The sequence below is a fragment of the Thioclava marina genome, from assembly GCF_002020135.1.
GTDB lineage: Bacteria > Pseudomonadota > Alphaproteobacteria > Rhodobacterales > Rhodobacteraceae > Thioclava > Thioclava marina.
Genome location: NZ_MPZS01000003.1, coordinates 612,119 through 626,739, shown reverse-complemented (window position 1 = coordinate 626,739; position 14,621 = coordinate 612,119). Strand labels below are relative to the sequence as shown.

Sequence of the window (14,621 nt, the reverse complement as noted above, 5' to 3'; positions counted from 1 at the left end):
TGGCGCGGTTGACGGGGCTCGAACCCGCGACCCCCGGCGTGACAGGCCGGTACTCTAACCAACTGAGCTACAACCGCTCGCATCATCTTCCCGGATCGCCATCCGAGCGTGGGGAGCGTATTACGCGGGCCACCTGCCCCCGTCAAGCGGCACGAGACGAAAAAGTTTGACGTTTTTTCACCCGCCGTAGCGGCAAGGAAATCGCCGATGCTCGGGCGGCAAGGGTGCATGCCTCCGGCGGGGATATTTGGAGCTGTTGGAGGCGAAGGTTTCGCTTATTCGAACCGCATCAAATATCCCGGGCGAGACCACAGGGCGGGGACGGCGCCCCCTGCCCAGACAACATTCGTCGCCCTCCGGCGACGAGGCAGCGCCCCTGCCCGCTCGGGTTCAGCGCTCCGGTGCGGGAATGAACTCGGAATCATCGGCGGGCGGCAGGCGGAAGCGCCCATGTGCCCAATCGCCCGCACGCCAGGCCTCTTTCGCGGCCTCGATCCGGTCGCGCGAGGAAGCGACGAAATTCCACCAGATATAGCGCGGGCCGCCCATCGTGGCGCCTCCCAGCACCATCAGGCGCGCGCCCTGCCCACCTGCCTTGAGCGAAATCCGGTCTCCGGGGCGAAACACCAGCATCTGCCCCGCCTCATAGGTTTCGCCCGCAACGGAAACCGCGCCTTGCAATACATAGACGCCGCGATCCTCGTGGTTGTCGGGAAGCGGCAGTTGCGCACCGGGTTCGAGCCGGGCATCGGCGTAAAACATCTCGGAGGGCAGATCGAGCGGCGCGCGCGCACCCCAGGCGTCGCCCAGAACGAGTCGTACCGATTTCCCCTCGGCTTCAAGGTCGGGCAGTGCCTCGGCCCCGACATGCTCGAAGCCAGCCGCGCCCTCTTCCAACTCCTCGGGCAGCGCCACCCAGGTCTGGATGCCCGAGAGCAGCTGGCCACTCTCGCGCACGGCACCGTCGGTGCGCTCGGAATGGGTAATTCCATAGCCCGCATTCATCCAGTTCACCGCACCGGGTGTGATCCACTGATCCGTGCCGAGAGAATCGCGGTGATGCAGCCGCCCTTGCAGGAGATAGGTGACGGTCGCGAGGCCGATATGCGGATGAGGCCGGATGTCGATGCCGCGTTGGCCAGAGAGAAACTCCACCGGGCCGATCTGGTCGAAAAAGATGAACGGACCGACCATCTGGCGTTTCGCCGAAGGCAAGGCACGGCGCACCTCGAACCCGCCAAGGTCGCGGGCCCGCGGGGCGATGACGGTTTCGATCGCGTCGACCGCGTCGCCGATCGGGATCTCTGGGTCGAGGGCGGGGTTCCAGCTCATGGGGCGCTCCTTCCGTTGAGGTCAGGAGATAGCGCGGGGCAGCGGCGATCACAGCCCCAACCCGCGCGCAGAGTCCCTGCGAAAACTCACAGAGCCATGGTTGCGTGGCGCAAGAACCTGATAACAAATACATTTCAGGGAGGTGGTGGGCGGTGAGGGACTCGAACCCCCGACATTCTCGGTGTAAACGAGACGCTCTACCAACTGAGCTAACCGCCCCCGGACCCTCCTCTAGCCGGGGCACGCCGCCCGATCAAGAGGCATTGCGTACATGTCTCGTCCTCATCCACCCGCATCAGCGAAACGAAAAACCCGGCCGCGGGGCCGGGTCTGTCGGTAATCTCGCAGGTTCGGGTCAGATGCGGCCCAGTTTCTTAAGGCGGTTCTCGCGCAGACGGGCGAAATCGTCGCCTGCATGATAGCTCGACCGCGTCAGCGGCGTCGCGGAAACCATCAGGAAACCTTTGCCATAGGCGGCCTTCTCGTAATCCTTGAACTCTTCGGGCGTCACGAAACGTTCAACCGCGTGGTGCTTCGGCGTGGGCTGCAGATATTGGCCGATGGTCAGGAAATCGATATCGGCCGAGCGCATGTCGTCCATTACCTGGCGCACCTGCTCGCCGGTTTCGCCCAGGCCCACCATGATGCCGGATTTGGTGAACATCGCGGGATCGAGTTCTTTCACACGCTGCAAAAGGCGCAGCGAGTGGAAGTAGCGCGCACCCGGGCGCACGCTCGGATAAAGGCCGGGCACGGTTTCGAGATTGTGGTTGAACACGTCGGGACGCGCCTCGACGACCTTCTCCAGCGCTTCGGGCGCGCATTTCAGGAAGTCCGGGGTGAGGATCTCGATCGTGGTTTCGGGCGAACGGTGGCGCACGGCGCGGATGGTCTGCGCGAAATGCTCCGCCCCGCCATCCTCGAGATCGTCGCGGTCCACCGAGGTGATCACCACATGGTTCAGCCCCAGCGTCTCGACCGCATGGGCGACGCGGCCGGGTTCGAACACGTCGAGCGCATCGGGACGACCCGTCGCCACGTTGCAGAAGGAACAGCCGCGGGTACAGATCTCGCCCATGATCATCATGGTCGCGTGGCCGTGGCTCCAGCATTCGCCCACATTGGGACAGCCCGCCTCTTCGCAGACTGTCACCAGCTTGTTCGTCTTGAGGATCTCACGGGTCTGCTTGTAGCCCTCCGAGACCGGCGCCTTGACGCGGATCCAGCTCGGTTTCTTGGGCTGAGCATTATCGGCGCGATGCGCCTTCTCGGGGTGGCGTTCACCGGGGATCTTGAGATCGCGCATGATTGACCTTTCGGAATGCGGTTGACCGTCACATAGGCCGATTGCGCACGGGATGCAAATTTTCGCTCAGAACCGTTTGCGCGCCTGTGTGATCAGCCCCTCGCCCGCCGCCTTGAGAACCCGGACGAGCGGGTCGAACCATGCCTCGGGGTCAGAAGCTTCGCGGGCGCGCACGAGCCGTACCTGACGCGCCGGCTCATCGGCAAAGCGCAGAAGTGCGAGCGTCGGAAACGCGCGGCTCTCCTGCATCGCGGCGATCTCGGGCACGAGCGTCAGCCCCATCGCCTGCCCCGCCAGTGCGCAGAGCGTTGTCAGCGAGGAGGCCCCAAGATCGATCCTCTGCGCCGCCCGCGTGAGCCCACACAGCGCAAGCGCCTGATCGGCCAGGCAATGCCCCTCGTCGAGCAAAAGCAACTGATCGGGATTGATCGCCTGCGGCGCAAGTCCGCGATTCATCGCAAGCTGATCGGGCGTGCCTGCTAGCAGGAAACGATCCTCGAAAAGCGGAGCCTCGAAAAACTCGGGCGCGGGCGTTGCGATGATCGCGGCATCGAGCGTGCCCTGACCGACCTCCTCGATCAGTTCCTCGGTCGTGGCCTCGCGCAGTCGCAAAACGCCTTGCGCGCGCAGACCCGGAAGGGCCGCGGGCAGAAGATAGGGCGCGATGGTCGGAATGACGCCAAGATTGACCTGACCGAGCCCGCGCCGCGCCTCGGCCTGCAAAGAGCGCAGCTCAGCGGCGACCCGCTCGGCGGTCTCGAGTACCCGCCGCCCCGCCCGTGTCAGGCGCACATCGCGCGGACGGCGCTCGACCAGTGGCTGGCCGATCTGATCCTCGAGCTCGCGGATCTGAACCGAAAGCGCGGGCTGCGAGACGTGAACCATCTCCGCCGCACGCGAGAAGGAGCGCGCATGACCGAGCGCGCGCAGATAGGACAGTTGGCGCAAGGTGACATTCATAACGGCAGGTTATTCCGATCATAGAGTTTTACAATTTCCTTTTATGGCGCGGAAAAGGCATTTTCCACTCAAACGCCGCGGCGCAGAGCGCGACGGGATGACACACCCCGACGTCCGCCGCCGGGACGAGAGATCCGTTCACTCCCAGGAAACGCGCGAACGGAAAAAAGGCGCGAGGGGTTTCCCTCGCGCCTTCCATTTTCCCCAGCGAGCGCCCGGAGCGTCGCTCCCTACCCGTTCAGCCGATCATCGGGCTCGCCCCGCCATAGGTGTCGTCATAGTGGCGCTTGAGCCTCTGAAGCGCGATGCGCAGAACGATCTTGCCAGACCGCGCCGACCAGCCGAGCCGTTTCTCGGCCGTCTCCAACCCTTCGAGAAAACAGCAGCAGCGCAGCGCCATATCACCCAGTCCGGGACCGAGATCACGCAGCGCCAACGCCACACGCTCGCGCGCGCTTTCCGAGCCGCCACCCTGCGTCAGATCAGGGCGATACTGGCCGCGCCCGCCGCCGCCGGTCATGAAGCGCTCCCAGTTCTGCGCCACGCGCGGACCCATCTGCGCCAACTCGAAATCCTCGCGCAGCCGCTCTCCCGCCGCGACGAGATCGGCGCAGAGAAACGGAGCCCCGTCCTTGTCGCGCCGCCGTGCGAGCACCGCCAGCGGGCTTTCGGCAAGATTGGCGCGGATACGGCGCTGGCGCCCCTCGCTGTCCTCAAGATCCCGCTCCACGAATTCGCCATGCTGGGCGGCGAAAGGTTGGGGCTCATGCGCGCCACGGGCTGCGAGATCTGCCTCGAGGATACGCTTGAGCGCCGCACGCCCGGCCTGCGTGATCCGATAGCTCGTGACGCGGCCGGAATGGGCGACCTCGATCCAGTCCTTGAGCGCGAAAGCCTGCGCGACGGCGCGTTCGAGCACGGCGGTGCGCACCGTGCCGCGCAGCACCACCGCTTTCTCCATTTCGGAGGCGACGATCAGCAATGCCGCCGGCTCGGCCAGTCGGCGCAGGATGCGGCGCGCCTCGGCCTCGAGCAGGTGATCGTCTGCAGGAATTTCGGCGGTGCGGAAAGGTGCGGTCATGGCTGGCGTGTCCTCTTGGGGCACGGGCGCATCCGGTGCGAGGGGCGCATTGGCGACGACCTGCCCGGCCGCGCGGCCGAGATACTCGAGCGCCTCATCGATCAGCGGATCGTCCCGCCGCGCCTCGATCCGGCGCACGCGGCGCAGGATCGTCGAGGCCGCGCACCCTTCCGCCCTCGCCAATGCCCGGATCGGGATGCCCTGCTCCACATGGTGCAGGTAGAGTCGGGTATGGTCAGGCAGCCAGGCGGGCAACCCCGCCGTGACCGGTGCGATCGAAGTCATTTTGTCCCCCAGATGGCGCCGCACAGCGACGGCGAGTCTGTCCGAATACAACCGTGAGTTGGTTTGGTTACCCGTTCGTTAATAAACGGGACGCCAGCAAGATTTCCTTAAACTTCCTAAACAAACCTTTGGCGGGCGCGCGCATCTTCGGGACCGCGCGCAACACCCGCTTTGGTTGAATAATGATCGAGGCCTTCAATTCAACGGAGGTTTTCGTCATGCTGCATTCCCTGCCCGCCCCGACCATCGACCTTTCGCATATCAAGCGCCCGCGCCTGCTGGTGCGCGCGGCCCGGTTCGGGTTGGAGGGTTACAGCCGAAAGCGAGACCTCAAGCGCGTGCTGCGTTGCGCGGACCTTCCGCGCCCGGGCGCCGCGCTGCCGCTCCTGCTCGCCGAGGAGGAAATTCTCGATCACGCGCGACGCGACGGCGAAGCCACCTATAGCGTCGCGCGTCATGTCGAGATCCTGATTGCGGTGATGGCCGAGGCGCGGCTGCTGCCCCGGCCCGTTCTCAGCGCGATTTGAAGAGCGAGCCCAGTACGCCGCGCACCAGCGCCTGCCCGGTCTTCGTGCCGAGCTGGCGTGCGAGGCTCTTGCCGAAGGTCTCGACGATCGAATCCGACCGGCTCGAGCGCGTGGTCTTCATTTTGGTCTTCGTCGTGGGCTCGTAGCGACGCGCGTTGTTGAACTCATCGAAGCCCGCATCAAGCTCGGAGCGCCCGGACGCGGTCTTCGCCGCCTTCTCGCGCAGCTCCGCCTCGGCGGCCTCCCTGGCGGCAAGTTCCGCCCGTTTGGCCAGGATCTCCTGCGCCGACTCCCGGTTCACGGGCGTGTCGTATTTCGTACCCAGCGGTGAGGCCGCGATCACCTGCGCGCGTTCGGACGGCGTGAGCGGCCCGAGTCTCGATTGCGGCGGGCGCACGAGCGTGCGCTCGACCATCCCCGGCACGCCCTTCGCCTGAAGGAACGAAGTCACCGCCTCGCCGGTGCCCACTTCCTTGATCGCGATCTCTGTGTCGAAACGCGGATTAGCGCGGTAATTCTCGGCCGCCAGACGCAGCGATTTCTGGTCGCGCGCGGTGAAGGCCCGCAAGGCATGCTGCACCCGGTTACCGAGCTGGCTGAGAATGCCATCGGGCACGTCGGTCGGGTTCTGGGTGATGAAATAGATCCCCACCCCCTTCGAGCGGATCAGGCGCGCGACCTGCTCGACCTTGTCCACCAGCGCCTTGGGCGCGTCGTCGAACAGAAGATGCGCCTCGTCGAAGAAGAAGACGAGCTTGGGCTTGTCGGGATTGCCGACCTCGGGCAGCTCCTCGAACAGTTCCGACAGGAGCCAGAGCAGGAAAGTCGCGTAGAGACGCGGGCTCGCCATGAGCTTGTCGGCCGCGAGGATGTTGATCTGGCCCATGCCATTGGAATCGGTGCGGATCAGGTCCGACAGTTCCAGCGCCGGTTCACCGAAGAATTTCTCCCCGCCCTGGTTCTCGAGTACCAGCAATTCGCGCTGGATCGCCCCGATCGAGCGGATGTCGACATTGCCATATTGCAGCGAGATCTCGTCGGCGCGCTCGCCCACATGGCGCAGCATCGCGCGCAGATCGTCAAGATCGAGAAGCGCCAGCCCCTCTTCGTCGGCAATGTGGAAAGCGATATTCAGCACGCCTTCTTGTGCATCGGTCAGCCCGAGGAGGCGCGACAGCAACAGCGGCCCCATCTCGGAGACGGTCGTGCGCACGGGGTGGCCCTGCTCGCCGAACATGTCCCAGAACACGGTCGGATAAGAGCGATAGTCCAGGTCGAACCCGATCGTGGCGGAGCGCTCCATGAAGGGTTTGTGCAGCTTGGCGGTCTCCGACCCGCTGGCCGCCACGCCCGAGAGATCGCCCTTCACATCGGCCATGAAGACCGGCACACCCGCACTCGAGAAGCCTTCCGCGAGGATTTGCAGCGTCACCGTCTTGCCGGTGCCGGTTGCGCCCGCGATCAACCCGTGACGGTTGCCATATTTCAGCAGCAACTCCTGCGGACTGCCATAGCCCTCACCGCCGCCGCCGACGAAAACACCCTCTTCGGTCAAGACACCCGTCATGCCATCCCCCGTGAAATTCATTTGTCCCGACAATACTCATTTAACCCTTTTGCGCCAGTCTGTTCCTGTCCCGCGACGCGCTTCGTTTCCGGCGTGGGGCACTTCCTCCCTGTCAGACTGGCCGCGCCAATTCGGCGCGGTCTTTTTCGAGCCGCGGCAAGGGCTTGGGGGACCGTCACGAGTGTTCAATTTTGCCTGTTGACCTGTGAAAAATTCCGATCTAGCGTGCCCGCAATGATGAAGTCGGCCAGTCCGACAGGGGGAAACAAGGAAGGGGTTCCGCTTGGGGCCCCTTTCATATTTCCGGGGATTTCGCCTGTGCGATGCAGCCCCGGGCGCGCACCATGTTCCGCAGGCAGAAGCGGCTCTGAGTGGCAGCCTCACGAAACTGTGGCATCTTACCGCCGATCCGTGAACGCTGCGGCAGATTTCGCGCCTGACAGTCGCGTGCGCCCATGTTAAGCCTCTGGCCGAAGAGTTTCAGGAGAAGAGTTACCATGTCTCAACTGACGAAACCGCTCGCATTCGCGCTTGCCCTCGGCCTCGCTCAGGGTGCCTGGGCGCAGGACACGACCGCAACGCCCGACACGGCCGCCCCGGCCGCGAGCGGCGAGACGGCGGTCGATGGTGCGACGGCCCCGGCGCCCGAAGCCACGACCGAAGCGCCCGCCCCGGATGCGGCTGCGAACGGTCAGCCCGCCCCCGACGCGACCGTCGACGGCGCAACCGCTCCGCAACCGGCCGCCCCGGCCCAGCCGCAAAGCTACACCAAGGGCACCTATGGCGATTGGGAGCTTCAGTGCATCAAAGCGCCGGACGGCAAGGATCCCTGCCAGATTTACCAGGTGATCAAGAACAACCAGGGCGGCAATGTCGCGGATATCTCGCTCTTCGGTCTGCCCAAGGGCGGCAAGGCGGTCGCGGGTGCGACGATCATGGTCCCGCTCGACACGCTGCTGACCCAGAACCTGCTGCTCTCGGTCGATGGCGCCAAGCCGCAGGTCTACCCGTTCACCTTCTGTCAGCCGATGGGCTGCTTTGCCCGTATCGGCCTGACCCAGGAAGATCTCGACTCCTTCAAGAAGGGCAACAAGGCGACGATCACCATCGTGCCGCTGGCCGCCCCGACCGAAAAGGTCAGCGCGACGATTTCGCTCTCGGGCTTCACCGCCGGGTTCGACGCGGTCGTGAAGGCCAACGAGGAAAGCGGCGCGGTCAAGTGATCCGGGTGCGCTTTGCCTGACAAGGCATTGATAAGATTGAACGCCGCGCTGCACCCAGCGCGGCGTTTTCAGGTCCGGCGCAGCGCGAGCACCGCGTTGAGGCCACCAAAGGCGAACGCATTCGAGAGCGCAGCCCCGACATCCGCGCGCCGCGCGACATTCGGCACATAATCGAGATCGCACGCGGGATCGGGCGCGTCATAGCCGATCGTGGGCGCAATCACGCCCTCCCGCAGCGCCATCAGGCAGGCGAACAGCTCCACAGCGCCGGTCCCGCCGATGCAATGACCGTGCATCGCCTTGGTCGCGCTGATCGGCACATTCTCGGCTGACGGACCAAAGACCTGACGGATCGCTGCCGTCTCGATCCTGTCATTCGCCGCCGTCCCCGTCCCATGCGCATTGATATAACCGACTTCCTCGGGCGCCATCCCGGCATCGGCCAACGCCCCCGAGATCGCCGCCGCAGCGCCATCGAGCGAGGGCATCACCACATCGGTCGCATCCGAGGTCATCGCGAAACCTGCAATCTCCGCGAGCGGTTCCGCCCCACGAGCCTGCGCGTTTTCGAACGTCTCGATCACGAAGACGCCCGCTCCCTCGCCCTGCACCATCCCGTTGCGCGAAGCGCTGAACGGGCGGCAGCCATCGGGCGACATCACGCGCAGCCCTTCCCAGGCCTTGAGCCCACCGAAATTCAGCATCGCCTCGGCCCCGCCCGCGAGCATCCCCTCGACCATGCCCGAGCGCACCATCTGAAAGGCCAGCCCGATCGCGTGGTTGGAGCTCGCGCAGGCCGTGGATACGGTGAAACTCGGCCCCTGAAGCCCGAAGCGGATCGCGAGATGCGACGGCGCCGCATTGCCCATCAGCTTCGGCACGGTCAGCGGGTGGACCCGGTTCTTCCCTTCGGCAAAGACCGCGCGATAGGCGTTGTTCGCGGTCGTGTGCCCGCCACCTGCCGAGCCGATGATACAGCCCCAGCGGTTTGGGTCGGGCGCGCGCTCCAGCCCCGCCTGCGCCATCGCCTCGGCACCCGCGATCAGCGCATATTGAGTGAACGGGTCGTAAAGCGCGAGTTCCTGCGCGGTAAAGCGCGCGCTCGCGTCATAGCCCTTGATCTGCGCACCGATGCGGATGCTCAGCCGTTCGACGTCGCGAAACTCGAGATCCCCAATCGCGCAGCGCCCCGCTTCCATCGCGGCCTGCGTCTGCGCGACCCCTTCGGCAAGCGCATTGATCGTGCCTGCCCCCGAGATCACTACCCGTCGCATCAGGCGACGGCGCTGGAGGGGCTGTCACCCGTGATCAGGCGCTCGACCGCCGTCACGATCGCACCGACCGAGGACATGTCGAATTGGGTCGCGGCGGGCTCATTGGCGTTGAAGGGCACCGAGACGTCGAACGTCTCTTCGATGGCGAAGATCACCTCGACGAGCCCGAGGCTGTCGAGGCCGAGCTCTTCGAGCGTCATCTCGGCGCTCAGTTCACTGGGATCGCGAAGGGCTTCGCGAGCGATGATCGAGAAAACCTGGTCCTGCACGTCTGGCCTCATCTGTGGCGTTACTCCGTGCCGCCTTTCTGCGTGAGCTTCGTAACAGTTTCCCGAAGCTCGGCGATTTGTCCAAACAATCTTGGCAGACGCCGCAGCGATTTGTTGATCTCTAGCTGCGTTTCCATCTTCACCGCCGGGCTGCCCCAGATCGTGCGCCCCTTGGGGACGTTGGTGTAGATATTGGTGCCGCCTGCCGCGATCACGTCATCGCCGACGATGATATTGTCGGACACGCCGCATTGCCCCGCCAGCACCACCCGGTCGCCGATCTTCGTCGAGCCCGCGATGCCGACCTGACCGCAGAGCAGGCAATCCTCGCCCACCTGCACATTATGGCCGATATGGACCATGTTATCGAGCTTGCTGCCCGAGCCGATCGCGGTCGCGCGCACCGTGCCACGGTCGATACAGGCATTGGCGCCGATCTCGACATCGTCCCCGATCTCGACGGTTCCGAGCGAATGGATACGGGTCCATTTCTGCTCGGTGATTTCCGTGCGTTGTTCGAGGGTTGTGCGAATTTCTTCAACCCCCGAGGGCTCGGGCGTCACGAAGGAAAACCCGTCCGAACCGATCACCGCGCCGGGCTGGCAGATGAAGCGATCGCCGATCACCACCCGCGCCCCGATCCGCGCGCCGGGATAGATCAGCGCATCCGCTCCGATCCGCGCCTCTTCGGCAATCGTGACCTGCCCCACGATGCGGGCATTCGGCCCGATGGTCACGCCCTTGCCGATCACCGTGAACGGCCCGATCGCCGCGCCTTCACCAATCTCGACGGAAGGATCGATCACGCAGCTCGGATGGACGCCGGGGGCGACTACGGGACCGGGGTCGAAGGCTTTCGACAGCCCCGCCATCGCGAGCCGCGGCCGTGTGACGAAAATCGCCGCCTCCAGCCCGTAGCTGCGCCAGTCCGCGCCCTCCCAAAGCAGCGCCGCCCGTGCCTGACCGCTGCGCAGCCCTTCGGCATATTTCTCGCTCATCGCCAGCGCAAGCTGATCCGGGGTGGCGCTTGCAGGCTCGGACGCCCCGGTGACCGCGATCGACAGATCGCCCTCGGCCGTCGCCTCAAGCGCCTTCGCGATTTGCTCGATGGTCTGGGACATTGCCGATCCTCTCGTGGCTTGCGGGGCATTGCGCCCCGTTCGCCAGAGATTTAGCTGTCCTGCGCCGCCAATTCCACCCCGGCCTGCTCAAGTGCCTGGAACAGGGTCGCATCGCGCCCATAGACATCGCGCCGGTATTCGACATGGCCCGAGGCCGTCGGCCAGGCGGTGTAATAGACCAGGTGCACCGGAACATGCTTTTTCAAAGGCACCGTGGTCTCGCGACCCGTGTTCAGGATGCGCTTGAATTCGGCCTGCGGATCGTTGCTTTGCGCGCCAAGCAGCACATAGGCCAGATCGAAGGGATCCCCCACCCGGATACAGCCATGGCTGAAGGCACGGGTCTCTTTCTGGAACAGCGACTTCGAAGGCGTGTCGTGCAGGTAGATATTCCAGGGATTCGGAAACAGGAATTTCACCAGCCCCAGCGCATTGCGGCTCGAGGGCGGCTGTTTCATCGCGAAGGGAAAGTTCTTCGCATTATAGGCCGAGAAATTCACGGCGCCGCGCGGCACCACGCGCCCGCGCGAGTCGATCAGCTGCAACTGGCCCGCCGCGTTCGGATTGCGCTTCATCTGGGGCAGGTATTCCTTCGTCACGATCGAGCGCGGAACATTCCAGGTCGGGTTGATGACCATCATCTCCATCTCGTCGGAGAATTCGGGGGTGCGCCGGTCCGAACTGTTCTGCCCCACCACCGTCACCGAGCGGAAGGTCGTCTTTCCATCGTCGATCACCCGGACCGAGAAATCGGTGATGTTCACCCAGATATAGCGCCCCGAAAAATCGGTGCCATTCATCCAACGCAGGCGTTCGAGAGCGACGAGGATCGATTTCATCCGCTCTTCCGGCGAGCGATTGATTTCCGTCAGCGTGCCCGCCCCCGCGATTCCGTCAGGGCTCAGCCCCTGATCGGCCTGAAAGGCCTGCACGGCTTTCTGGATTTCGCCGTCATAGCTCGCCGAGGCCGAGCGCCCGAGATAGCCCATCGCCTGAAGCCGGTCGCGCAGCGCGATGACCGCTTCGCCGGTATCGCCGGGCTCAAGTTTCTTGCCGGGAACCGCCGGGCCCCAGCCGCCCGCCGCGATCTCTGCCTCGAGATCGAGCCGCGCCTTGATCAACTGGGCATATTGCGGCATCTGCGGTGCCAGCTCGCGCAGGAAGAGCGCGGGATTGCCGGAGGCTGCGAACCCCGCGATGCGCGCCTGCGGATCGCTGCGATGCGGCTCGCGCTTGATATCCGCGATCACCTTATGTGGCTCGAGCACGCCATGCGACACGTCATGGGCGTAATCGAGAAAAACCTTGCTCAGTTTCACCTCGAGCAGGCCGCGCTGGCGTTCGGACTGAACGGAGGCGAAATCGGCCCGCAGCGCGTCGGGAGCGTAATGAGCCTTGGGCAAGCCCTGCAGGTCCGACACGTCGAGCGCGCGCAGGAAGGCCGCGCGCCGTTCCGCGTCCGCTTCAGACGTCCAGATCGGGCGATAATCGCGCGCGGCGTAAAACGCGGCCAGCGCAGGCGTTTGTGATGCGGCTTCGGCGACGGCCTGTGTAAACCCCGACAGCTCGACCCCGGTCAGCGGCGACATCGCCCCCTGCGCGGCGATCTGAGCCGTGCCCTGCGCCCCGGCCGTCATCGCCAGCCCCGTGAGCGAAACCGCCAGACCCATCGATCGGAGAAATACCGTCATAAACCCCTACCCGCACAAAACCTGAAATCTCCTCCAGAATTTCCAGACTTCACCGCTGCTGTCCAGACAAGCTTTGGCACCGCCAGCCTCCGCCCCGGCCCCCGATCAAAAGATCAGCCGAGAGATGCAACGCCGCAACAGCCTGCGAGAGAGGCAAACGCCAATGGAACGAGCAGATTCTTGCCGATTTTCCGGGCGCGCGCCCCTCTGTGGCAAATCGATTCTTTATCCAGAGAAGTCGCTATGCCATAACAATCTCATGTTATGGGGTTAACAAGTCGATGTAGCCGCCCGGTACAGGGCGGAAGAAAATCGAGAGACAGGCGAACACAGGATTTTTGCGATGACGACGATCTCCCGGCGCGGCCTTTTGGGTGCATTTGCCGCGACCATGGTGACGGCAGCGCCGACCATGAGCAACGCTTTCGGTCTTCTGAAGGGTGCAGGCGACATTCGACGGATCCGGATGTATAACGGCCGAACCGGCGAAAGCCTCGACACCGTCTACTGGATCGAGGGCGAATATATCCCGGACGCTCTGAAAGAGATCTCCTATTTCGCGCGCGACTGGCGCACCAACCAGATCAAGACCATCGACGCTCGCACCATCGACATCGCGGCCGCCGCCCACAACCTGATGGATGTGAACGAGCCCTATATGCTGCTGTCGGGCTACCGCTCGCCGAAGACCAACGCGATGCTGCGCTCGCACTCGAAGGGTGTGGCGAAGAACTCGCTGCACATGAAGGGTCAGGCCACCGATCTGCGCCTGAAATCGCGCTCGGTGAGCCAGATGTTCAAAGCCGCGAGCGCCTGCCACGCCGGCGGCGTCGGCAAGTACTCGCGCTCGAACTTCGTGCATATGGATTGCGGCCCGGTCCGCCACTGGGGCGCCTGATCCAGGCCACCTCCGAAGATTACCCAACGCCGCCTCCGGGCGGCGTCGTTCATTCGACAACCCGAAAAAGGGGGCGCTGCCCCCTCTGGCCTTCGGCCATCACCCCCGAGATATTTTCATCAAGAAGAAGAGAAACCCGCTTCTTCTTGACCCAAATATCTCGGGGGAGTCTCCGCAGGAGACGGGGGCAGCGCCCCCTGACCGAACTTGATTGTCGCCATTCTGCGACGGGCGCAGCGCCCCGATTTCCCGACCCGATCCGCCAACGCGACACAACATCCCGCTTTCGAAGCATGAAGCCCGGAGCATGAAAAAGCCGGCGCGAGGGTGCGCCGGCTTTTCCGTTCTCATATCTGCCCTTTACTGGGCGGGGACGACATAGACGACCGCGCGGGTATCGGGGTTCACGAAGACGGTCTTGTCGTTGATGTTGACGTAGGAATAGGTGCTGTCGGGCACCGGGGTCAGCGCCACCACGTCGGGCACCACGACGCCGGGTTCCAGATCGCCGGTCAGGTAGACGGGGGCGACCGGGTGCTTCTCGACCCAGGTGATGGTCGCGGGTTCCGGTTTGGCGGCAGCCCCGACGGAGGCCGAGCCGACCAGAGCACCGATCACCGCGCCGACCGGACCACCCAGGGCCGCACCAGCGGCACCACCGGCCGCAGCGCCAGCGACAGCAGCCGCGCCCTGACCATCCTTGTTGGCCGTATCGGCGGGCACTTCGATCTGTTTGATCGTCACCGTCTGGGGAGCACTCGACAGAAGCGCAACCTGACCGTCAACCATCACCCCGAGAGCGGCCGCCGGCGCCCAGCCGGGCTTGCCATCGACATTGACCTTACAGGTCACGCCATCGGGAAGGCACCCTTCGACCATCACGGTCGAGCCTGCCTCGACGGTCTCGATGACCATGGATTGCGGGGCCGCACCCGAATGGAGCTCGAACGCGCCCTGGGCGGTCGCCATCAGCGGCGGATTGGACTGGGCGAATGCCGCGCCGGTGAGAAAGGTCGTGCTGGCCGCAGCCGCGAGAACGATACCGAGTTTACGGGTCATGGAATTTCCTCCGTTTCTACCCTGACCG

13 protein-coding genes and 2 tRNA genes are annotated in these 14,621 nt (G+C 64.6%); 3 read left to right on the top strand and 12 right to left on the bottom strand.

Annotated features, from left to right (window positions below; all coding sequences use genetic code 11):
- From BMG00_RS17150 to BMG00_RS17125, 6 genes are all read right to left on the bottom strand, one after another.
- Window positions 1-77: transfer RNA gene (locus BMG00_RS17150), tRNA-Asp, on the bottom strand.
- A gap of 313 nt (window positions 78-390) precedes the next feature.
- Window positions 391-1,332, bottom strand: a complete 942-nt coding sequence (locus BMG00_RS17145; RefSeq protein ID WP_078575254.1) for a pirin family protein — start codon at window positions 1,330-1,332, stop codon at window positions 391-393.
- A gap of 143 nt (window positions 1,333-1,475) precedes the next feature.
- Window positions 1,476-1,551: transfer RNA gene (locus tag BMG00_RS17140), tRNA-Val, on the bottom strand.
- Window positions 1,552-1,687: 136 nt separating this feature from the next.
- Complete coding sequence (gene lipA / locus BMG00_RS17135) at window positions 1,688-2,638, bottom strand: lipoyl synthase (protein WP_078575253.1); 951 nt, start codon at window positions 2,636-2,638, stop codon at window positions 1,688-1,690.
- 66 nt (window positions 2,639-2,704) lie between these two features.
- Complete coding sequence (locus BMG00_RS17130; protein WP_078575251.1) at window positions 2,705-3,598, bottom strand: hydrogen peroxide-inducible genes activator; 894 nt, start codon at window positions 3,596-3,598, stop codon at window positions 2,705-2,707.
- A 238-nt stretch (window positions 3,599-3,836) separates the two neighbouring features.
- Window positions 3,837-4,964 carry a DUF6456 domain-containing protein gene (locus BMG00_RS17125; RefSeq protein ID WP_078575250.1) on the bottom strand — a complete coding sequence of 376 codons (1,128 nt, stop codon included), beginning with the start codon at window positions 4,962-4,964 and terminating at the stop codon, window positions 3,837-3,839.
- 218 nt (window positions 4,965-5,182) lie between these two features.
- Here BMG00_RS17125 and BMG00_RS17120 point away from each other — a divergent pair, with 218 nt between their 5' ends.
- A complete protein-coding gene (locus BMG00_RS17120) occupies window positions 5,183-5,491 on the top strand; it encodes a DUF6477 family protein (protein ID WP_078530500.1) in 309 nt (102 codons plus the stop codon).
- Here BMG00_RS17120 and BMG00_RS17115 read toward each other — a convergent pair.
- Window positions 5,478-7,058 carry a helicase HerA-like domain-containing protein gene (locus BMG00_RS17115; protein WP_078575299.1) on the bottom strand — a complete coding sequence of 527 codons (1,581 nt, stop codon included), beginning with the start codon at window positions 7,056-7,058 and terminating at the stop codon, window positions 5,478-5,480. The two genes, BMG00_RS17120 and BMG00_RS17115, sit on opposite strands and share 14 nt — an antisense overlap.
- 497 nt (window positions 7,059-7,555) lie before the next feature.
- Here BMG00_RS17115 and BMG00_RS17110 point away from each other — a divergent pair, with 497 nt between their 5' ends.
- Entirely contained in the window at window positions 7,556-8,281 is a 726-nt protein-coding gene (locus BMG00_RS17110; protein ID WP_078575249.1) for an invasion associated locus B family protein, read from the top strand.
- 68 nt (window positions 8,282-8,349) lie between these two features.
- On the opposite strand, the gene BMG00_RS17105 is transcribed toward BMG00_RS17110, so the two are convergent.
- The 4 genes from BMG00_RS17105 to BMG00_RS17090 are packed head-to-tail and all read right to left on the bottom strand — an operon-like array spanning window position 8,350 to window position 12,636.
- A complete protein-coding gene (locus BMG00_RS17105; protein ID WP_078575248.1) occupies window positions 8,350-9,555 on the bottom strand; it encodes a beta-ketoacyl-[acyl-carrier-protein] synthase family protein in 1,206 nt (401 codons plus the stop codon).
- Window positions 9,555-9,836, bottom strand: a complete 282-nt coding sequence (locus BMG00_RS17100; RefSeq protein WP_078530503.1) for an acyl carrier protein — start codon at window positions 9,834-9,836, stop codon at window positions 9,555-9,557. Before BMG00_RS17100 ends, BMG00_RS17105 begins: the two co-directional genes overlap by 1 nt.
- Window positions 9,837-9,844: 8 nt before the next feature.
- Window positions 9,845-10,945, bottom strand: a complete 1,101-nt coding sequence (locus BMG00_RS17095) for a UDP-3-O-(3-hydroxymyristoyl)glucosamine N-acyltransferase (protein WP_078575247.1) — start codon at window positions 10,943-10,945, stop codon at window positions 9,845-9,847.
- A gap of 50 nt (window positions 10,946-10,995) precedes the next feature.
- Window positions 10,996-12,636, bottom strand: a complete 1,641-nt coding sequence (locus tag BMG00_RS17090) for a L,D-transpeptidase family protein (protein ID WP_078575246.1) — start codon at window positions 12,634-12,636, stop codon at window positions 10,996-10,998.
- 343 nt (window positions 12,637-12,979) lie between these two features.
- Here BMG00_RS17090 and mepK point away from each other — a divergent pair, with 343 nt between their 5' ends.
- Window positions 12,980-13,534, top strand: a complete 555-nt coding sequence (gene mepK / locus BMG00_RS17085; RefSeq protein ID WP_078530506.1) for a peptidoglycan L,D-endopeptidase MepK — start codon at window positions 12,980-12,982, stop codon at window positions 13,532-13,534.
- A 360-nt stretch (window positions 13,535-13,894) separates the two neighbouring features.
- Here the strand turns inward: mepK and BMG00_RS17080 are convergent, their stop codons facing one another.
- Window positions 13,895-14,593, bottom strand: coding sequence for a DUF1236 domain-containing protein (locus tag BMG00_RS17080; protein WP_078530507.1), 699 nt, complete (start codon window positions 14,591-14,593; stop codon window positions 13,895-13,897).
- Window positions 14,594-14,621: the final 28 nt, after the last annotated feature.